The sequence below is a fragment of the Stenotrophomonas sp. YJH_SMC_19 genome, assembly GCF_059367915.1.
The window spans coordinates 1-19,678 of sequence record NZ_JCAFRI010000001.1 but is presented as its reverse complement, the minus strand read 5'-3'; the positions used below and the strand labels follow the sequence as shown (position 1 = coordinate 19,678).

16 protein-coding genes are annotated in these 19,678 nt (G+C 67.7%); 8 read left to right on the top strand and 8 right to left on the bottom strand.

Annotated features, from left to right (window positions below):
* Positions 1-214: 214 nt before the first annotated feature.
* The 6 genes from AC5P5R_RS00080 to AC5P5R_RS00055 form a co-directional block, all read right to left on the bottom strand.
* Complete coding sequence (locus AC5P5R_RS00080) at positions 215-913, bottom strand: fimbrial biogenesis chaperone (protein ID WP_043034858.1); 699 nt, start codon at positions 911-913, stop codon at positions 215-217.
* Positions 913-1,158, bottom strand: coding sequence for a hypothetical protein (locus AC5P5R_RS00075; protein WP_012479612.1), 246 nt, complete (start codon positions 1,156-1,158; stop codon positions 913-915). The genes AC5P5R_RS00080 and AC5P5R_RS00075 overlap by 1 nt, the downstream gene beginning before the upstream one ends.
* A gap of 203 nt (positions 1,159-1,361) precedes the next feature.
* Positions 1,362-2,399, bottom strand: a complete 1,038-nt coding sequence (locus AC5P5R_RS00070) for a Csu type fimbrial protein (protein WP_043034859.1) — start codon at positions 2,397-2,399, stop codon at positions 1,362-1,364.
* A complete protein-coding gene (locus tag AC5P5R_RS00065; protein WP_100438041.1) occupies positions 2,396-4,774 on the bottom strand; it encodes a fimbria/pilus outer membrane usher protein in 2,379 nt (792 codons plus the stop codon). The genes AC5P5R_RS00070 and AC5P5R_RS00065 overlap by 4 nt, the downstream gene beginning before the upstream one ends.
* A gap of 7 nt (positions 4,775-4,781) precedes the next feature.
* Entirely contained in the window at positions 4,782-5,531 is a 750-nt protein-coding gene (locus tag AC5P5R_RS00060; protein ID WP_043034861.1) for a fimbrial biogenesis chaperone, read from the bottom strand.
* Positions 5,531-6,061: a Csu type fimbrial protein gene (locus tag AC5P5R_RS00055; RefSeq protein ID WP_043034862.1), complete on the bottom strand. Its 531-nt coding sequence runs from the start codon at positions 6,059-6,061 to the stop codon at positions 5,531-5,533. The genes AC5P5R_RS00060 and AC5P5R_RS00055 overlap by 1 nt, the downstream gene beginning before the upstream one ends.
* Before the next feature lie 173 nt (positions 6,062-6,234).
* Between AC5P5R_RS00055 and map the strand changes: the two genes are divergently transcribed.
* The 7 genes from map to AC5P5R_RS00020 all read left to right on the top strand — a co-directional run bounded on the left by map (position 6,235) and on the right by AC5P5R_RS00020 (position 16,412).
* On the top strand, positions 6,235-7,077 hold the full coding sequence (map, locus tag AC5P5R_RS00050; RefSeq protein WP_005408754.1) for a type I methionyl aminopeptidase: 843 nt from the start codon (positions 6,235-6,237) through the stop codon (positions 7,075-7,077).
* Positions 7,078-7,097: 20 nt separating this feature from the next.
* Positions 7,098-9,707 (top strand): [protein-PII] uridylyltransferase, encoded by a 2,610-nt coding sequence (locus tag AC5P5R_RS00045; RefSeq protein WP_447177726.1) that lies wholly within the window; start codon positions 7,098-7,100, stop codon positions 9,705-9,707.
* A complete protein-coding gene (gene dapD, locus AC5P5R_RS00040) occupies positions 9,707-10,768 on the top strand; it encodes a 2,3,4,5-tetrahydropyridine-2,6-dicarboxylate N-succinyltransferase (RefSeq protein WP_005408756.1) in 1,062 nt (353 codons plus the stop codon). The genes AC5P5R_RS00045 and dapD overlap by 1 nt, the downstream gene beginning before the upstream one ends.
* Positions 10,769-11,201: 433 nt before the next feature.
* Positions 11,202-11,573: an arsenate reductase gene (locus AC5P5R_RS00035; protein WP_005412750.1), complete on the top strand. Its 372-nt coding sequence runs from the start codon at positions 11,202-11,204 to the stop codon at positions 11,571-11,573.
* A complete protein-coding gene (dapE, locus tag AC5P5R_RS00030) occupies positions 11,570-12,697 on the top strand; it encodes a succinyl-diaminopimelate desuccinylase (protein WP_049395930.1) in 1,128 nt (375 codons plus the stop codon). Before AC5P5R_RS00035 ends, dapE begins: the two co-directional genes overlap by 4 nt.
* 535 nt (positions 12,698-13,232) lie before the next feature.
* Complete coding sequence (gene asnB / locus AC5P5R_RS00025) at positions 13,233-14,924, top strand: asparagine synthase B (protein WP_012479619.1); 1,692 nt, start codon at positions 13,233-13,235, stop codon at positions 14,922-14,924.
* Between the two features lie 99 nt (positions 14,925-15,023).
* The gene (locus tag AC5P5R_RS00020; RefSeq protein WP_099485251.1) at positions 15,024-16,412 is read left to right on the top strand and encodes a cation:proton antiporter domain-containing protein; all 1,389 of its coding nucleotides are present in this window, start codon (positions 15,024-15,026) and stop codon (positions 16,410-16,412) included.
* 82 nt (positions 16,413-16,494) lie between these two features.
* On the opposite strand, the gene AC5P5R_RS00015 is transcribed toward AC5P5R_RS00020, so the two are convergent.
* Positions 16,495-18,822 carry a penicillin acylase family protein gene (locus tag AC5P5R_RS00015; RefSeq protein ID WP_049395929.1) on the bottom strand — a complete coding sequence of 776 codons (2,328 nt, stop codon included), beginning with the start codon at positions 18,820-18,822 and terminating at the stop codon, positions 16,495-16,497.
* A 124-nt stretch (positions 18,823-18,946) separates the two neighbouring features.
* Here AC5P5R_RS00015 and bfr point away from each other — a divergent pair, with 124 nt between their 5' ends.
* Positions 18,947-19,435 (top strand): bacterioferritin, encoded by a 489-nt coding sequence (bfr, locus tag AC5P5R_RS00010; protein ID WP_005408763.1) that lies wholly within the window; start codon positions 18,947-18,949, stop codon positions 19,433-19,435.
* Between the two features lie 105 nt (positions 19,436-19,540).
* On the opposite strand, the gene AC5P5R_RS00005 is transcribed toward bfr, so the two are convergent.
* Positions 19,541-19,678, bottom strand: a 138-nt coding sequence (locus AC5P5R_RS00005) for an integrase core domain-containing protein (RefSeq protein ID WP_495226301.1), incomplete at its 5' end; no start/stop codon positions are given.

Sequence of the window (19,678 nt, the reverse complement as noted above, 5' to 3'; positions counted from 1 at the left end):
ACTCCTGATATGGAACCAGCGATTCCGCCCGCGGGGATAGGTATGCGGGACGCGTGGAAGCGCGATCGGTTCCGGGGTTGGGCTTCCCTGTTGCCTCCGTGGCCGAACTCCTTGCGGAGCACCCCGGCACGGATGGGGGCAGCAGGTGTGGATTCACCGGTGACGTCCGGTGTGGACGGGTTCCCGCGCACGCAGGCGGCAGGAATCCGGTCGATTATAGCCCGCTCGGTGCGCTGGCTGCAATTGCCGGGCCTGGAGCGACCAGATCGACCATCCGGCCATCCTGCAGCCGGGCCTGGAAATGACCGCCGGCGTAGCCATCAGCGCGGGCGGGCAGGGCCCAGCGGCGCTCATGGCCGGCCAGCAGATACCCGGCCAGACCGGGCAGCAGCAGGGTGCGCTGACCGCCGCTGGTGATGTAGGCGAGATCGTTCAGGCGTGCGTGCAGGGTACCGGTGTTGCTCAGTCGCAGGAAGGTATGTGACTGGCCGGGTTCGATCCCTGCATGCAGCCGCGACTGGGCCATTGGTGTGGCGTGCCCGCGGAACAACGGCAGCGAATAGCGCTGCAGGCCTGGCGTAGTGGGGGCCAGGACGACCCGATAGGCCTGTTCGCCGACAGCGGATGCCGGCTGGCGTGGCAGCAGCCAGATGCGCTGTCGGACGCCGGGCGGGATGTCGAGCAGGGTGGGGCTGGCGAGCACCTGGTCGGTGGGACGCAGCATGTCCGCGTCGGTCTGCTGGTCCCACGCAAGGATCTGTACCCGGCCCTGCCAGCGGCCGGGGCCGGGGTTGAAGAGCCAAAGTTCGCCCTGGCCACCTTCGGCGGGCAGCTGCAGTGTGGTCGGCAACAGGTCCAATGCCGCGGCAGGCAACGCCAGCAGCATCGCCAGCAGGGTCAGAAGTGCCCGCATCAGTAGATGACGGTCACGGCGGACGTCGTGTCTTCGTCGTCGGCGGGAGGCGCGAGCTCGCGGACCTGGGGCGGAAGTTGCGGTGTGTCGCTGCGCTGGTGGGGTGCGGGGCAGTGGGTGCTGCCGGGGTCATCGCGGCAGGCTTCGACCACGGTCAGGCGGATCTGCAGGTTGCTGGGGCCGGGTTCGGCCCACGCCGATGTGCTGGCGAACAGTATCGCCCCGATCAGAAATGCGCGAGCCACCTGGCAACCACCGTGCTGAAAGATCTCGCTGCGCGGTATCGGCTGGATCGGCCGAATCTGTAGCGTCGACTGTCAGTCGACTGCTCCTGGCACAGGAATGATGCGCGCATCCACGCATGACGTGGATCTGCCGAAACCGCCCCGGTGGGCGTCGATCGTCCGAAACCTGCCTGGTGGGTGCCGACCGTTGGTCGGCACACAGGTCAATAAGTGATCGTCACCTGCACCACATCGTTGTAGATGCCGGCCGGGGGCTGGCCGGTGACCGGCGGCACCCGGCCATGGATCGTGAGCTGCTGCGCGCTGCCACTTCCGGTGCCGCCAACGGTATCGACGTTGAGGGTGTTGCCCCAGCGCAGGCTGCGCGCGGCATCGCGGTACAGCTCGTAGGTGAGGTAGTAGGTGCTGCCGCCGATGGTGGTGGCCATGCGCCGCGTGCTGGTGGCGGTGGGATTGTTCTGGCCGTTGTTGAGGCTGACCTGGTAGGCCGTGTTCTTCAGGCAGGTCAGGGTCAAGGTGGCGGTCTGGTCGATGTTGGCGGGAATGCCGCCGGTGACGTTGCCGAAGTTCATGTTGGTGGTGACATAGCTTCCGCACTGCGGCAACACGTTGGCGGTGGCGGTAAAGCTGAAGGCGGCACTGGCGCTGTTGGTACCGGTGGCGCCGCCGTTGCAGGTGGCGGGCACGGTGGCGGTGCCGAGCAGCACTTCGTTCCAGGCCCAGGTCAGCACCACGTTCGCACCGCTGAACGTACTGCTGTAAGCGCCCGACGCCAGGATCTGGTTGGCCGGGATCTGCGCGAACAGCTGGGTCGACTGCGCACCGCTGCCACCGGTCAGCAACGGCACGCTGTAGGTCATGGTCAGTTCCTGTGCCGGCGGCGTGCCACGCGGGGTCAGCCCGGTTACCTGGCTGAAGTTGGAGGTGTTGTAGAGCTGGAAATTCATGCTGTCGCTGGCGCTGGTCTTCATCGTGCGCCAGCTGGAGCTGCTGCCGCCGCCGCTGCCGGCGCCGATGCCCACGCAGACCCGCACGCCGGTGGTGGCCAGCAGGCTCAACGCAGCGGTGGTGCAGGTCACGGTGATGTTGAGCGTGCCGGTGGTTGCACCGGGGGCATTGCTGTTGACGTTGCCAAACGGCAGCGTCGGGTCGGCGACGGCGGCGCACACCGCGACGGCGCGGGCCGGTGCCGCCGCCAGCAGGCCGGCGACCAGCAGCAGGCCGAGCAGCAACGTCCTCATGGCGCTACCTCCGGGATGCACGCCAGCGGTGCCGGCTTCGGTCGCGCGCCGGAAGCCACCACCTTGGGCACGTCCGGTACCTTCACCCTGCATTGCCCGCGGCTGGTGGTGATGTACAGCACGCTGCCGGCGGACACGTCTTCCAGGTACAGCAGCCCGTCATAGCCCACCAGCGCCTGTCGCCCGTCCGGCAGCTGCACCTCGCTGCCGACCTCCAGCGGTTGCCCGTCCATGCCGTGCAGGGTCAGGTTCAACGACGGCCGCGAACGCAGCGCGAAGGTCACGCGGGTACCGGCGCGTTGGCGGGGTGTCACCCAGTCTTCGATGCGATCGGCGCGCATGTCCTCGGGCAGGTCCAGGGTGTCGATGGAGACGCGGTTGCGCTGCCAGGACAGCAGTGGGCTGACCAGCAGCAGGCCGCGATCATCGGTCACGCCGATCAGCCGGTTTTCCAGCCGCACCGGCACGCCGCCCACGCCGTTGGTGCTGATGACTGCGAACGCGTCGGAGACTTCGCGGGTGGCGAAGGCATGCCCGCCCATCCACACCAGGCTGCCACTGGCGCTGGCGTAGGCATAGTTCAGGCCGCCCTGGCGCGAGGCGCCGAATGAGTAGCGACCGACGTCATTGAGGATGCCGACTTCGGCCAGGCCGCCATTGCCGTCCTCGCCATGGCGCACCTGCGCGCGCCAACCGACGCCGCCGGCGCTGCCGTCGCCGGGCACCGGCTGGGTCACGTCCGCTACCCAGCTCTGGCTGTCGCCGTTGCGCTGGCTGGAGAGGCTGGCCTGGCGGTTGTTGCCCAGGCTGGCGGTGACCGACAGGTAGATGCTGCGGTCATCGCTCTTGTCCAGGTTCTGGTTCACCGACAGGTAGGCCGACCACCGCTGGCTCCAGGTGCGTGACCAGAACAGACTGGCGTAGCGGTTGTCGTCTCCGTCGGGATAGCGCAGGCGCAGGTAGCTGGCGCTGAGCGTGCCCAGCCGCAGCAGATCGGCGCCGACCGTGGCCTGTTCACTGATGCTCGGCGGCAGGCTGCCCTGCAGTGCGCCCAGGTCGCGGTAATCGCCATGGCTGCGCACGCTGCGCAGATTGAAGTTGAGTCGGCGGTTGTTCCAGCTGTAGCCCAGTGCCCATTGCCCGCCCCGCAGGCCGTGATAGTCACTGTGCGCATAGGCGGCGTTGAACACGCCCGCGCCGCCGAGCAGCCACCAGCCGCCGATGCCGGCCTGGGCCAGGCCGCCGCCGCCTTCGGCATGTGCTTCGCCGGTAAAGGTGTCGCTGATACCGCCTCGCCAGCTGGCACTGGCCACGGTGCGATCGTCGTAGGCGAAGGAACGCTGGCCGAAATCCTCACGCAGGCGGCCAACGCCGGCCGACCAGTCCGACAGGCCCTTGGCCAGCAGCTGCTGGGTGCCATAGAAACTGAAATCCAGCGTCTGCATGCGCCCGAATGCATCGGTCACCACCACCTGTGCGCTGCCGGTGCCGCTGATGCCGGGTTGCGCGGCCAGCTGGAACGGACCGACCGGCACCTGCCCGCTGTACTGGCGCAGGCCATCGACGTACAGCTCTACCGTGGACGGCACCACCGCCTGGCCGAGGAAGCTGGGCGTGGGGGTGAGTACGCGATACGGCTGCAGGCCGTAGTTGCGGCCGATCTGCAGGCCGCCCAGACGCACCGGACGGGTCCAGTCGACGAAGCCGCTGTAGAAATCGCCGACCTCCAGCGTCATCGCCTTGTCGGGGAAATCCAGGCTCCAGCGCGTATCCAGGCGCACGCTCTCACCGCGCCAGCGACGGTCGCCGGGCTGCTGGTAGCGCCGGCTGATCGCTGTGTTCTCGACGGTGCCGTTGCCGATCCCGAACAGGCGCAGCTCCGAGCTGAGGCTGAGGTTGCCGAGCATGTCGACCCGGCTGCCATACAGGTCGTAGTTCAGCAGCAGGCCGGGCGAGGCGGTGCTGGCCGGTGCCCGGGTCTGCGGCTGGCTGAGCACGGTGGTCGGCAGGGTCAGCTGGTCCAGCGGCACGTCCAGGGCCAGGGTCTGCATATGCGCGTCGTAGCGCACAACGGCCCCGCTGATCTGGTCCAGATAGACCGGCGCATCGCCGCGGGCGCTGAAGCCGAGCTGGCGCAGCACTTCCGGACTGGCCTGCAGCCGGCCACGGGTTTCAGTGAATGGCAGCAGGCCGCGGGGCGTGCTGTTGAGCGAGACGTCCAGGTACAGGGTCTGGCTGGCGGTCAGGGGCGTGGGGGCGGGCAGGATCGCGTCGGCCGACACCCCGGAGACGTCCGCAGCCCCGGCGGCAGCCACGCCGGACACATCGGCGGCTTCGGTCGCCGCAGGAGCCAGGGCAGCAAACAGCGCGCCCATCAACGCCTCAGCGAGCCGGTGGCGGCGACAGCGGCGTCTGTTCCGACTCGCCATTGAGCTTGGCCGTGATCTGGTCGTTGTCGCGGTCGATGGCCGTGCGCTCGATCGGCCAGCGCATCACCTGCCCGGGCAGTACATAGCCCAGCAGGCCGGGGTGCACGATGCGCGGGCGCTGGACGCTGCCCAGCGCCAGGTCGGCGATCTGTGCATAGCTGTTGCCGGTGTTGGCCACCTCCACGCCGTTGCGTCCGTCCTGCAGCCGGACCAGGCTGGCCTGCAGGCGCGGCGCCAGCTTGCCGCCCGAGGGTTGCACGAACACCGGGATCGAATAGCGCAGCACGAACTGCATGCCGTTGGCGCGGGTCGCCAGATCAGGCACCTCGTCGACGATCAGCCGGTAGTACTGCTGTGTCGCAGGCGGTTCGTGGTTCGGGCGCATGACCCGTACCAGCTGCTGCTGGCCCGCGCCCAGTTCCTGCATCGGAGGGGTGGCCAGCAGTTCCTCGGTGGGCAGCAGTTGTTCCTGGCCATCCTGCTGTACCCAGCGGAAGACCCGCACCTGCAGCCTGACCGGCGAGGTGCCACTGTTGGTCAGCCACAGTTCGCCGGCGCGCTGGCGGGCCTCAAGCTGCAGGCTGGTGGGGGCGACCTGGAGGCTGGTGGCACCGGCAGGGGCTGCGGCCAGCAGGGAGAGGGCGAGCAGCGCCACGCCGGTGGCGCGCCACGGGCGGGGTCCGGCCATGCGGGCGTGCTCCATCAATAGGTGATCGTGGCGGTGACCGTATCCAGGTAGTTGCCGGTGGCCGGGTTGTTGGTGCTCAGGTTCAGGATCTGGCCGTAGACGATGTAGGGCACGGCCAGGCCAGTGCCGATGCCGGCCTGGGTGTTGGTGCCCGAGGTTGCACCCCAGACCAGGGTATGAGCGGCGTCCTGGTAGAGCTGGTAGCCAACGAAGTTGTTGGCGGTCACCGCGGCGTTGGTGTTCTTCATCCGGCGGGTGGTGACGTCGTTGGCGGTGCTGGCATTGGCGCCCGCGTTCAGCGAAATCGTGTACGGGGTCAGGGCCGAGCACTGGGCGGTCACCGTGCCCTGGCCCAGGGTGGGGGTCGCCGTGGTCGAGGCCGCCGTGCCGAAGTCAACGTTGGTGGCCGCCGCCGCCGTGATGGTGCAGGCCTTGGTGACCACCAGGGTCACGTTGAAGGTCGTGGTGTCGGCGGCCAGTGCGGGGCCGGCCAGCAACAGTCCGGTCAGGACCCAGGCGAGCGGTGAGCGGAGCGTGGATCGCATGGACAACCTCCCTGACCCGAAGGTCTGTTGAACAAGGCGAAGGCGGCAGGTTCGGGGCCGCTTTGACAACGGTCGTAGCCAGCTTCTGCGGGTAAGTGTCTGTAATCCGTGATAAACAGGCGTGCGAAAGGGTGGAGATCGTCACGCTTTCACTTTCCTTGCCGGAACCGTGCATGCCCCGGATCGCCAGTTGGGTGGCGTTCGTTCAGATTGCAGCGGGATCGGCGATAATGGGCGCCATGAGCGTGAATCTGAAAACCCCGCAGGAAATCGAGATGATGCGCATCGCCGGCCGCCTGGCCAGCGAAGTGCTCGACATCGTCACCCCCCACGTCAAGCCCGGTGTCACCACCGAGGAGCTGGACCGCATCTGCCACGACCACATCGTGAACGTGCAGGGCGCGATTCCGGCCAACGTCGGCTACCGCGGCTTCCCGAAGACCGTGTGCACCTCGGTCAACAACGTCATCTGCCACGGTATTCCCAGCGAAGGGAAGGTGCTGAAGGATGGCGACATCATCAATATCGACGTTACCGTCATCAAGGACGGCTGGCACGGCGACACCAGCCGCATGTACTTCGTCGGCACGCCGTCGGTGATGGCCCGCCGCCTGGTGGAAACCACCTACGAAGCGATGTGGCGCGGCATCCGTGCGGTGCGTCCGGGCGCAACCCTGGGCGACATCGGCCATGCCATCCAGAGCTATGCCGAAGGCGAGCGTTTCAGCGTGGTGCGCGAGTACTGCGGCCACGGCATCGGCAAGGTCTACCACGACGAGCCGCAGGTGGTGCATTACGGCCGCCCGGGCCAGGGCCTGGTGCTGCAGCCGGGCATGACCTTCACCATCGAACCGATGATCAACGAGGGCACCCGTTACAACAAGGTGCTGCCGGATGGCTGGACCGTGGTGACCAAGGACCGCAAGCTGTCGGCGCAGTGGGAGCACATGATCGCGGTCACCGAGACCGGCGTCGACGTGCTGACGCTGTCGCCGGGCGAGTCGCAGGTCTCCTGAGGATGCTGCCGGCGAGTTCGCTGCTGGACACGCCGGCCGCGTCGCTCAACGACCCGGACTGGGCTGCTGCCGCGCGCCAGGCGCTGCAGCAGGCCGACGCGCGCCTGTACCGCCGCTTCGACCAGGGCGACAACATCGAGCGCCTGCTGGCGCTGCGCGCGCGTGCCGCCGACCATCTGATCCGCCTGGCGTGGCAGCGCTGCCTGCCAGTCGATAGTGGCCTGTCGCTGTTCGCGGTGGGCGGCTATGGGCGCGGTGAGCTGTTCCCGCGCTCGGACATCGACCTGCTGGTGTTCGGCGGCCCGCCGGCACAGCTGGCGCACGAAGCGGCACTGGCGCGCCTGTTTGCGCTGCTGTGGGATTGCGGGCTGGCGGTCAGCCATGCGGTGCGTTCTGCATCCCAGTGCCGCGAGGCGGCGACGGACCAGACCGTGCTGACCGCGCTGATCGAGGCGCGCCCGATCCTGGCTGATGATGCGGCGCGCCGCGCGCTGCGCGAGGCCATCGACGACCGCGAACTGTGGCCGGCACGCGCGTTCTTCCTGGCCAAGCTGGAAGAGCTGCGCAACCGGCACCAGCGTTTCGGCGATACCGCCGACAACCTGGAGCCGGACCTGAAGGATGGCCCCGGTGGCCTGCGCGATCTCAACACGCTGGGCTGGATGGCACTGCGCGCCTTCGGCGTGCGCGACCTGGAAGCCCTGGTCGGGCTCGGCCATCTGGGTGCCGACGAAGCCGCGGCGCTCAAGCGCGAACGTGCGGTGCTGGCGCGGTTGCGCTTCGGCCTGCACCTGGTAGCACGTCGCCCGGAAGAGCGCCTGCGTTTCGATTACCAGAAGACCCTGGCCGCGCGCCTGGGCTTCGAAGACGACGCCGAGAACCTCGGTGTCGAGAAGATGATGCAGGGCTTCTACCGCGCCGCGCTGGTGGTGCGGCGGATCAGCGACCGCCTGCTGCAGCGCTTCGAGGAACAGTTCGATGGCGAAGCGCAGCCGGAACCGCTGACCGTGGGCTTCTCCCTGCGCCGCGGCTACCTGGCCGCCAACGAGGCCGACTGGCCGCGTGGCGATATCGGCCAGGTGTTTGCGCTGTTCTCCAGCTGGGCCAACAATCCGCAGGTACGCGGCCTGCATTCGCTGACCGCGCGCGCGCTGGCCGAAGCGCTGCCGCTGCTGCCGGCCTACGACCAGGCCGACACCGACGCGCGCGAGCAGTTCATGACCCTGCTGCGTGGCCAACGCCCGGTCGATACGCTTTCGCGCATGGCGCGGCTGGGCGTGCTCGGCCAGTGGATTCCCGCGTTCGCCCAGGTCAGCGGGCGCATGCAGTTCGACCTGTTCCATGTCTATACCGTCGACCAGCACACGCTGATGGTCCTGCGCAACATCGGCCTGTTCGCCAGCAGCCGTGCCGACGAACGCTTCTCGATCGCCCATGAAGTCTGGCCGCGCCTGCGCAAGCCGGAGCTGCTGCTGCTGGCCGGCCTGTTCCATGACATTGCCAAGGGCCGCGGCGGCGACCATTCCGAACTGGGCGCGGTCGATGCGCGCGCGTTCTGCCAGGCGCATGCGCTGAGCACGTCCGATACCGAACTGGTGGCGTGGCTGGTCGAACAGCACCTGCGCATGTCGGTGACCGCGCAGAAGCAGGACATCGCCGACCCGGTGGTGATCCATCGCTTCGCCACCCTGGTGGGCAGCCGCGACCGCCTCGACTATCTGTACCTGCTGACCTGCGCAGATATCGCCGGCACCAGTCCGAAGCTGTGGAACGCGTGGAAGGACCGCCTGCTGGCCGATCTGTATTTCGCCACCCGGCGCGCGCTGCGCGAAGGGCTCGAGCATCCGGTACCGGCGGCCGAGCGCGTGGCAGAGGCGCGCGACAGCGTGCGCGCACTGGTGCGCGAGCAGGGTTACGACGACGCCACCATCGACCGCCAGTTCGCCGTGATGCCGGATGAGGGCTTCATTCGCCTGCGCCCCGAGCAGCTGGCCTGGCAGGCCGCCGCGCTGGTACCGGTGAAACAGGGCCAGACGCTGGTGAAGGTGCGCCGCATCAGTGTCGACGACCCGGCACTGGAAGTGTTCGTGCATTCGCCGGACCGCGACGGCCTGTTTGCCGCCATCGTGATGACCCTGGACCGCAAGGGCTACGGGATCCATCGCGCGCGCGTGCTGGATGGCCCGGCCGACACCATTTTCGATACCTTCGAAGTGAATCCGGCCGACAGCTTCGCCGATGGCAGCAGCGCCAACCTGGAGGCCGCGCTGCGCGAGGCACTCAGTGGTGACCTGTCGCGCCTGCGCCCGTCGCGTCGGGTGGTGCCACGCCAGCTGCGCCATTTCCGCTTCGCGCCGCGCATCGAGTTCCGCGATGAACCGGGCGCAACCCGTTTTGCCCTGGTCGCACCCGACCGCCCCGGCCTGCTGGCCGACGTGGCGTTCGTGCTGCGCAACCAGGGCCTGCGCGTGCATGATGCACGCATTGCCACGTTCGGCGAACGCGCCGAAGACACCTTCGTGATCAGTGACGAACACGACCTCCCCCTGACTGAACCTGCCCGGCAGCAGCTGCATGACGCGATGCTGGCCTGCCTGGACCCTGATCGAAACGCCGGAGACCCCGCCTGATGGCCACCAAGCCTGTTAAGAAGACTGCTGCCACCGCCAAGAGCGCAGCGGCCAAGAAAACTGCCGCCGTGCCGGCCGCGAAGAAGGCCGCCGCGCCGAAGAAAGCCGCGGTGGTGAAGGCGCCGGCGAAGAAGGTGGCGGCACCGAAGAAGGCCCCGGCCAAGAGCGCAGAAGCCGCACGCGCCGAAACCATCGCCCGCAAGTCGCTGCGCAAGCCGGCCGCGCCGGGCGTGGAAGAACTGAAGTTCGGCATCGAAAGTGCCTTCGAACGCCGCGCCACGCTGACCCTTCACGAACTGGAAGGCTCGACCAGGCCGCTGGTCAACCGTGTGATCGATGGCCTGGAAAGCGGCGAATTCCGCGTTGCCGAACCGGACGGCCACGGTGGCTGGAAGGTCAACGAGTGGCTGAAGAAGGCCGTGCTGCTGTATTTCCGCGTCAACGACATGGCCGTGGTCGACGCACGTCCGGCGCCGTTCTGGGACAAGGTCGAATCGCGTTTTGCCGGTTATGACGAAGCGAAGTTCCGCCGTGGTGGCGTGCGCGTGGTGCCGGGCGCCATTGCCCGCCGCGGTACGTACTTCGGCAAGGACGTGGTGCTGATGCCGAGCTTCACCAACATCGGTGCCTATGTCGGTGAGGGCACCATGGTCGATACCTGGGCCACCGTGGGTTCGTGCGCGCAGATCGGCCAGCACTGCCACCTGTCCGGCGGTGCCGGCATTGGCGGCGTGCTGGAACCCCTGCAGGCCAGCCCGACCATCATTGAAGACCACTGCTTCATCGGTGCGCGTTCGGAAGTGGTGGAAGGCGTGGTGGTCGGACACCACAGCGTGATCGGCATGGGCGTGTTCCTCAGCCAGAGCACCCGCATCTACAACCGTGCCACCGGCGAGATCACCTACGGCTACATCCCGCCGTACAGCGTGGTGGTGTCCGGCTCGCTGCCGAGCAAGGACGGTACGCATTCGCTGTACTGCGCGGTGATCGTCAAGCAGGTTGATGCCAGGACCCGCAGCAAGACCAGCGTCAACGACCTGCTGCGCGGCCTGGCCGACTGAAGGTGGCTGCGCCGGAGGATCTGGCGCAGTCCGCGATCTACCGGCATCCGTCCGACACCCTGTTGGGGCGGATGCTGCCGCGCCTGCTGCACGCCTGCGCTGGACCCGACTGCGCCGCGCACTGTCGCGGCGCTGGCCGATGCCGGCGCCGCCTTCGGTGGCCATCAGGCCCTCCTGCGTTTCCTCACCTGCCAGGACGAGGCCATCGCCCGCACCTGCGACTGTCGCTGGGCCAGCACCCGCGTCGCGCTGCCGGTAGACCTCGACAACCTGCAGCCGCTGCGCCTGGAACGCGAGCTGCAGTGCCCGCGCCTGCAGGCGATGGGCGTGGCGCTTGCATCGGGCCTGGCCTTCCGCTTGCCGAGAGTGCCGTTCCGGGTCGTGTCCGAGCGCCTGTTGTGAGATTCTGGCCCTCTGTTTTCCAGCATCACAGATGGCCATGAGCACCACTGTCTACGGTTTGAAGAACTGCGATACCTGCAAGAAGGCGACCAAGTGGCTGGACCGCTTCGGCGTGCCGTACACCTTCGTCGACTACCGCGAGAACAAACCCAGCCCGGAAATGCTGCTGGAATGGGCCGCGCAGCTGGGGGGGCTGGCGGCGATGGTCAACAAGTCCTCCACCACCTGGCGGCAGCTGCCGGACAACCGCAAGGCTGCGGACTCCGAGGCCGAATGGAAGCTGCTGCTGCGCGAGTATCCGCAGCTGATCAAGCGCCCGCTGGTGGTCACCGCCGATGGCAAAGCCAGCCAGGGTTTCAGTGACAATGGTTTCAAGGCACGCTTCGGCGTGGGCGACGCATGAGCGCGGTCCTCGACCTGACCTGCGAGCTGATTGCGCGACCTTCGGTAACGCCGGACGATGCTGGTTGCCAGGCGCTGTTGGCGGCGCGGCTGAAGCAGGCCGGATTCCAGTGCGATCATCTGCGCCTGGGCGACGTTGACAATCTGTGGGCGACCCATGGCCAGGGCGCGCCGGTGCTGGTTCTGCTGGGCCACACTGACGTGGTGCCCACCGGCCCGCGCGAGTCCTGGACCAGCGACCCGTTCACCCCACATATCCGCGATGGCGTGCTGTATGGGCGCGGTGCCGCCGACATGAAAGGCAGCGTGGCGGCGTTCGTGGTGGCCGCCGAGCAGTTCGTCGCCGACCATCCCGACCATCCCGGCACGCTGGCGGTACTGCTGACCAGCGACGAGGAGGGCGATGCCATCGATGGCGTGCGCCACGTTGCACGCCTGTTCGCCGCACGCGGGCAGCGCATCGACTGGTGCATCACCGGTGAGCCGTCGTCGACCGCGACGCTGGGCGATCTGCTGCGCGTGGGACGTCGCGGCAGCCTGTCGGCCAAACTGCGCGTCCAAGGCGTGCAGGGCCACGTGGCGTATCCGGAAAAGGCACGCAACCCGATTCACCAGGCGGCGCCGGCCCTGGCAGAACTATGCGCGCGGCGCTGGGACGAAGGCTACGAGAGTTTCCCGCCGACCAGCCTGCAGATCTCCAACATCCACGCCGGCACCGGTGCCAACAACGTGATTCCCGGTGAGCTCGACGTGGATTTCAACATCCGCTACAACCCGCACTGGGATGCGCCGAAGCTGGAGGCGGAGATCACCGCACTGCTGGAACGGCATGGCCTGCAGTACACGCTGAAGTGGCATCGCAGCGGCGAGCCGTTCTACACCCCGGAAGGCACGCTGCGCGCCATCGCCCGTGCGGTGCTGGCCGAGCACATCGGCCGCGCGCCAGAAGAAAGCACCGGCGGCGGCACCTCCGATGCACGCTTCATCGCGCCATTGGGCGCGCAATGCATCGAAGTAGGCCCGGTCAATGCCAGCATCCACCAGGTGGACGAGAATGTGCGCGTGGACGATCTGGAAGCGTTGCCGGGGCTGTACCAGCGGCTGGTGGAACGGCTGCTGGTGTGAGGAGGGCGAGTGCCGACCGTGGGTCGGCACACCTTCCGCAGGACTGCAGCCGGGCCCTGGTCCGAAAAGATGAATAACGGCGGCATGATCGCCTTTTCCCAGTAGCTTGGCGCGCCATGTAGAAGCGCTGCGCCTGGGGCCTGGCGAACAAGCCGGCCGCCGCTGGCAGGGCCGAAGGCGGGTGAGGGTCTGGTAGGCCGCCAGGCCCAGGCAGGGCAGGGCAACCAGTGCCCCGGTGCCTCGGTTGCCGACGCAACTGTTGCGCCGCGCTGGAAACCGGGGTAGGGTCGATGCCATGTCGATCCGCCTGGCCACCGCCGTCAACAACAACAACCGCAATAATCTGCGCGCGAATAATCGTGCGCGGCCGATGCGGGACTGCGCCCTGGGTAGATAGACAGCAACACACGCCCGGACACCAGAAAACCCGCATCAGCCGATGCGGGTTTTTTTGTGCCCGGGCGCAGCCTACCCGGGCCTGGATGGCCGGTCGAACACCTTCCCACCCGTGAAATTCCCCAACAGGAGCTCCCTCATGTGTTCGATCTTCGGAATCTTCGGCCTGCAGGCCGGTGACGATCTTCCCACCCTGCGCCGCCACGCGCTGGAACTGTCGCAACGCCAGCGCCACCGTGGCCCGGATTGGAGCGGCGTGTACCTCGACGAAGGTGCGCTGCTGGTCCATGAACGGCTGGCCATCGTCGATCCGGCCGGTGGTTCGCAGCCGCTGCTGTCGGCCGATGGCCAGCTGGCGCTGGCGGTGAACGGCGAGATCTACAACCACCAGGCGTTGAAGGCAGCGCTGACCACCACCTACGACTTCCAGACCGGCTCGGACTGCGAGGTGATCAACGCGCTCTACCGCCAGGGCGGCGCGCCGGCGCAGTGGCTGGAACAGCTCAACGGCATCTTCGCCTTCGCGCTGTGGGACCGTGACAGTGGACGCGTGCTGGTGGCGCGCGACCCGGTCGGTGTGGTGCCGCTGTACTGGGGCCACGACGCCCAGGGGCGCTTGCGCGTGGCCTCGGAAATGAAGGCGCTGGTCGATACCTGTGCCGATGTCGCGCAGTTCCCGCCGGGCCACTATTTCGACAGTGCCAGCGGTAAACTGGTGCGCTACTACCAGCAACCGTGGCGTGACTATGCCGACGTGCAGGGTCGCCAGGCCGATCTGGCCGAACTGCGCCAAGCCTTCGAGCATGCAGTGGAACGCCAGTTGATGAGTGACGTGCCGTACGGCGTGCTGCTGTCCGGTGGCCTGGACTCGTCGCTGGTGGCGGCGGTAGCCGCGCGCTATGCACGTCGCCGCATCGAGGATGGCGGGCAGACCGAAGCCTGGTGGCCGCGCCTGCATTCGTTCGCGATCGGCTTGAAGGGCTCGCCCGATCTGGCTGCCGCTGCCATTGCTGCCGAAGCGCTGGGCACCGTGCATCACGGTTTCGAGTACACCTTCGAGGAAGGCCTCGATGCGCTGCCGGAAGTGATCCGCCACATCGAAACCTACGACGTCACCACCATCCGCGCCTCCACGCCGATGTTCCTGCTGGCGCGGCGGATCAAGGCGATGGGGGTGAAGATGGTGCTCTCCGGCGAGGGCAGCGACGAGATCTTTGGTGGCTACCTGTATTTCCACAAGGCACCGGATGCGCGTGAATTCCACGAGGAGCTGGTGCGCAAGCTCGACGCGCTGCACAACTACGACTGCCTGCGTGCCAACAAGTCGATGATGGCCTGGGGCGTGGAGCCGCGCGTGCCGTTCCTGGATCGTGAATTCCTCGACGTGGCGATGCGCTTCGATGCCGCGCACAAGATGGTGGGCGCCGGGTTCGGTGGCCGTCGCATCGAGAAGGCGGTGCTGCGCGAGGCGTTCGACGGCTACCTGCCGGACAGCATCCTGTGGCGTCAGAAGGAGCAGTTCAGCGATGGCGTCGGCTATGGATGGATCGACGGCCTGAAGGCGCATGCCGAGGCGCAGGTGAGTGACCGCGTGCTGGCGGCGGCCGACAAGCGCTTCCCGCACAACCCGCCGCAGACCAAGGAGGCGTATTACTACCGCCACCTGTTCGAGCAGTTCTTCCCAAGCCGTGCGGCAGCGGAGACCGTGCCGGGCGGCAAGTCGATCGCCTGCTCGTCGCCGGCGGCCATTGCCTGGGACGCCAGCTTCGCCGCAGCTGCCGACCCTTCGGGACGCGCGATCGCCGGCGTGCACGAGCAGGCACTGGCCTAAGCCCCAAAAAGGGGACGGAGGGGATTAAGTCGTAAGTGGCATAAACGACTTAATCCCCTCCGTCCCCTTTTTGTATGATCGCCCCCTGCGCATTGGGGAATGTTCATGGACGTACAGGCAGGCGGCAACGCGCCGCCCACGAAATGGGGATGGCGTTATCTGGCGTGGGCCGGGGTGCCGTTGCTGGCCGGGGTGCTGCTGGCGCGGTATGCCGGGCCGGCGGCCCCCGAGATGGTCGCCCGTGCCACGGTTGCTGCCGAAGGCAGCTGGGCGCAGCATCTGGCGTCTCCGCTGGGCCTGTTCCTGCTGCAGCTGCTGGTGCTGCTGCTGGTAGCCAAGGGCGCCGGTGCGCTGCTCAAGCGCTTTGGACAACCGGCGGTGATTGGCGAGATGGCGGCCGGCCTGATGATGGGCCCGCTGGTGCTCGGCAGCCTGCTGCCGCAGTTGCATGGTGCGTTGTTCCCGGCCAGCTCGTTGGGGCCGCTGGGCATGCTCAGCCAGCTGGGCGTGCTGATGTTCCTGCTGGTGGCCGGTGCCGAGCTGGACCTGGCAGCACTGCGCGGCCGCCGGCGTTTCGCCTTCACGGTCAGCCATGCCGGCATCGCGGTGCCGTTCGTGCTCGGCGTCGCGTTGGCGATCTGGCTGTATCCGCAGCACGGCCCGCAGGGCGTGGGCTTCACTGCCTTCGCACTTTTCGTCGGCATCTCGATGAGCATCACCGCGTTCCCGGTGCTGCTGCGCATCCTTGCCGACCGCGGCATCGCGCAGACGTCGCTGGGGCAGACCGCCATCGCCTGCGCGGCATTGGGCGATGCCACCGCATGGTGCCTGCTGGCACTGATCGTGGCGGCTGCACAGGCCAGTGGATGGCTGCCGGCCAGCCTCAACCTGCTGTGCGTGGTCGCCTTCGTGGCGCTGATGCTGGGGCTGGTGAAGCCGTGGTTTGCCCGCCAGCAGATCGCGCCGGGCCGTGAGGGGCGCTGGCTGCTCGGCATCCTGCTGCTGTCGCTGGGTAGTGCCCTGATCACCGAAATGCTGGGCATCCACGCGCTGTTCGGTGCCTTCGCGGCGGGCGTCGCGGTATCGTCCAACGCGCAGCTGCGCGACCTGTTGATGGCCCGCGTCGAACCGTTTGCGGTGACCCTGCTGCTGCCGTTGTTCTTCGCCATGACCGGCCTGCGCATGCGTGCCGATGCGCTGCAGGCCAGCGACATCGTGTTGTGCGGGGTGGTGATCGTGGTGGCCACGGCCGGCAAGCTGCTGGGCACCTTCAGTGCTGCACGCAGTGCCGGCATGCCCACGCGCGAGGCGTGGCGGTTGGGCGCGTTGATGAACACCCGTGGCCTGATGGAGCTGATCGTGCTCAACCTGGGTTACGAGCTGGGCCTGCTCGGCGACCGCCTGTTCGCGGTGCTGGTGGTCATGGCGCTGGTGACCACGGCGATGATCGGGCCGCTGCTGAACCTGATCGAGCGTCGCAGGGCTTGAGCGTTGAACGGTGGTGCCGGCCGCTGGCCGGCAACCTCATGATGCTGGACACACCTGCATGGATGCCGGCCAGCGGCCGGCACTACCGCGCCGGCACCAGTGTCATCACGTGCTGTGCCTTGCCGGGCAGGAAGGGCGTCGGCCGTCCATGCACCCAGTCCTCGTGGCCGGCGCCCCAGTAGGGTGACAGTGGATGGCCGCTCTGGCCGCCCGGCATGTGCACGATGCCGTCGGCCTCGTGGCCGGGCGAGACCACCATGCGCTCGGAAGCACCGAAGTTCGGCGTCTGCACGCGTGGCATGTCACGGTCGCCGGGCAGCTGGTCGGCGGGCATGCACAGCCAGCGCTTGGCGATGCCCGGCAGCGCCCGTGCGATGGGGTGGCAGATCGCCGCAGTGTTGCGTTCGCCCCAGGTGCGCTTGGACAGCGGTCCCTGCTTGGCCAGCTCGCTCTCGGTACGGCGTGCCGCGTCGATCAGCAGCGCATCCCAGCTGTCGAAGGCCGGTGGCAGCAGATGGGCCGGACGCTGTTGCAGCATCGGCCAGGCCACGCCTTCCAGCTGCGCCAGTCGCGGGTCGAGGTAGTCATCACCCAGCTGCGCATGGGCCGGTGCCAGCAGTGCATCGGACAACGTCTCCATCACCTGGGTGCGGAATTCACGTACTACCCGGTAGCTGACCGAACTGGCCGCGGCACGACCGCCCCATTGATGGCTGACTTCCTTCAAACGCTTCAGTGCAGGGTCGTCACTGCGCTCGATGACGTCGTGCAGCAGGGCCCACCAGCGCTGCAGGAACACCGCGCGATCGTCGAGCTGGATCGCCAGCAGATCGTGCTCGTCGAAACGGTCCTGGATGGCGAGCAGATCGCGGATCTGCCGCGCGCGGGCGCCAAGGTCATAACCACCGTTGCCGACATTGGCCAGTGCCTCGCCGTCGAGGACGCGGCCGTTGGCGGTCCACAGGCGATGGTTCGGTGGGTCGATCAATGCCGGCGAGGCGTCGCTGCGGATCGGCCAGGGGGCGCAGTCCTGGTTGTTGGCGGCGGTGAAGCCGGCCGGTGCACAGCCCGGACCGCGGTCGGGGCGGGCGCCGATCAGGCGCCAGGCGATGCGTCCGCTGCGGTCGCCGACCACCAGGTTCTGTGCGGGGATGCCGGCGTGGTCGGCGAACTGCAGGGCACTGTCCAGGTCACCGGCGCGGGCCAGGTCACCGAAGTCCAGGCGCACCGCGCCGGGCAGGTGGGCGACCCAGCGCAGCGCGTCGCCGCTGCCATCGGCATGCGTGTGCAGGATCGGCCCCCAGGCGGATTCGCGCACCGGGAACAGCACGTCGGCCTGGCCGGCCACCGCAATCCGCTCTTCATGCACGGTCACTGCGGCGTTGGCTGGTTCAGTGCGGTAATCGGCGGTGTCTATGTAACTGTTGGTGAAGCCCCAGGCGACGTGCCCGTTGCTGCCGACGATCACCGCCGGCAGGCCCGGCAGGGAGAATCCGGTGACGTCGACCTGGCCGCCAGCGGCCTGTGGATCGGGGTAGCGCAGGCGCACGCGGAACCACAGGCCCGGCGCGCGCAGGCCCAGGTGCATGTCGTCGGCGACGATCGCGCGACCGTCGGCGGTAAGCGCACCGGCCACCGCGAAGTTGTTGCTGCCGACGGCGTCGACCTCTTCCTGCGCGGTGCCGGATTTTCCCTTCAATGTGCGCAGGTCGAGCTGGCTGGCATCGGGCAGGGCAGCGTTGCCGGTGGGTTCGCCGAACAGCGGTGCATCCCATTCGGTGCCGTCGTGGGCGATCAATGCGTACAGCGCCGGCGGCACCACTGCGCGGATGCGGCTCAGTGCAAGCTCGGTCTGGTTGCCGGGGTCCTGCAGGTCGGCGTACATGGCCAGCCCGGTCAGCACGCTGTCGCTGGCCTGCCACGGTTGCGGCGACTGCCGCAGCAGCAGGTAGGCCCATGGCCGCACGGAGAGGCCGGCCAGGCCCTCATTGACCCCACCGACATAGGCGCTCACGGCTTCGACGTTGTCGCCCAGCGCAGCCTGCATGTTCGCCTCGGTGCGCGCGCGCAGCCGATGCACGCGCATGCGCTTGTCGGCATCGATCGCTTTTGGGCCAAACAGTGCGGACAGTTCGCCGGCGGCGCTGCGGCGCATCAGGTCCATCTCGAAATAGCGTTCCTGCGCATGCACGCGGCCCAATGCGCGCATCGCGTCAGCCTGGCTGGTGGCGGTGATGGTGACCACGCCCAGCGCATCGCGCTCGATGGTGACCGGCCTGGCCAGGCCGGGCAGCGCATGCTCGCCGTCCAGGTCGGCCAGGCTGCCGCGCAGCAGCAGCCACAGGACCAGTGCGGTGACCAGCACGATGGCGACCAACACGCCCAGCACCCAACGCCATATACGTCGCATCGCACGTCCTTTCCGAACTCGTGGGCCGATTGTAGCCGCAGGCGCAACTGCGACTGATTCCGATTAGATCACCGTATTTTGAAATGCGGCACCCTATGCCGCATCGATTCACAGGAGCCCCCCCATGAAAGGCAACCCGGACGTCATCGCCTGCCTGAAGGAACTGCTGCGCGGCGAGCTTGCTGCCCGCGACCAGTACTTCATCCATTCCCGCCGCTACGAGGACCAGGGCCTGTTCGCGCTGTACGAACGCCTGAACCACGAGATGGAAGAGGAAACCCAGCACGCCGATGCGCTGCTGCGCCGGATCCTGTTCCTGGGCGGCGACCCGGACATGCGCCCGCATGCCACCGAGCCGGGTAAGACCGTGGAAGAGATGCTGCAGAAGGATCTCGACACTGAATACGCGGTTCGGAACAATCTCGCCGCCGGCATGAAGCTGTGCGAGGAGAAGGGTGACTACGTGAGCCGCGACATCCTGTTGGCCCAGCTGAAGGACACCGAGGAAGACCACGCCTGGTGGCTGGAGCAGCAGCTGGGCCTGATCAAGCGCATCGGCCTGGAGCTGTACCAGCTGAGCAAGATCGACGGCAACGGCGCCCCGGCGCACTGAGCCGACGTCGCTCTTTTCGGTAGAGCCGACCCGGTAGAGCCAACCCGGTAGAGCCAACCCGGTAGAGCCGACTGTTAGTCGGCTGCCTTTCGGCAGAGCAGCCGACTAACTGTGTAAACCCACCACGTTGTTCAGCAGGACTCTGGAAATAGGTGGCTGGCCACCGATCCCCATGTGAGGGCGGTGCCAGTTGTAGTGGTGCAGCCATTGGGTCAGCACGGAATTGCGCTGGTCCGAGGAGGC

Bases quoted from the DNA above. Each gene is read 5' to 3' on its own strand.
- AC5P5R_RS00080 (WP_043034858.1), bottom strand. From the start codon at position 913: ATGCGGGCACTTCTGACCCTGCTGGCGATGCTGCTGGCGTTGCCTGCC.
- AC5P5R_RS00070 (WP_043034859.1), bottom strand. From the start codon at position 2,399: ATGAGGACGTTGCTGCTCGGCCTGCTGCTGGTCGCCGGCCTGCTGGCG.
- AC5P5R_RS00065 (WP_100438041.1), bottom strand. From the start codon at position 4,774: ATGGGCGCGCTGTTTGCTGCCCTGGCTCCTGCGGCGACCGAAGCCGCC.
- AC5P5R_RS00060 (WP_043034861.1), bottom strand. From the start codon at position 5,531: ATGGAGCACGCCCGCATGGCCGGACCCCGCCCGTGGCGCGCCACCGGC.
- AC5P5R_RS00055 (WP_043034862.1), bottom strand. From the start codon at position 6,061: ATGCGATCCACGCTCCGCTCACCGCTCGCCTGGGTCCTGACCGGACTG.
- map (WP_005408754.1), top strand. From the start codon at position 6,235: ATGCCCCGGATCGCCAGTTGGGTGGCGTTCGTTCAGATTGCAGCGGGA.
- dapD (WP_005408756.1), top strand. From the start codon at position 9,707: ATGGCCACCAAGCCTGTTAAGAAGACTGCTGCCACCGCCAAGAGCGCA.
- AC5P5R_RS00035 (WP_005412750.1), top strand. From the start codon at position 11,202: ATGGCCATGAGCACCACTGTCTACGGTTTGAAGAACTGCGATACCTGC.
- dapE (WP_049395930.1), top strand. From the start codon at position 11,570: ATGAGCGCGGTCCTCGACCTGACCTGCGAGCTGATTGCGCGACCTTCG.
- asnB (WP_012479619.1), top strand. From the start codon at position 13,233: ATGTGTTCGATCTTCGGAATCTTCGGCCTGCAGGCCGGTGACGATCTT.
- AC5P5R_RS00020 (WP_099485251.1), top strand. From the start codon at position 15,024: ATGTTCATGGACGTACAGGCAGGCGGCAACGCGCCGCCCACGAAATGG.
- AC5P5R_RS00015 (WP_049395929.1), bottom strand. From the start codon at position 18,822: ATGCGACGTATATGGCGTTGGGTGCTGGGCGTGTTGGTCGCCATCGTG.
- bfr (WP_005408763.1), top strand. From the start codon at position 18,947: ATGAAAGGCAACCCGGACGTCATCGCCTGCCTGAAGGAACTGCTGCGC.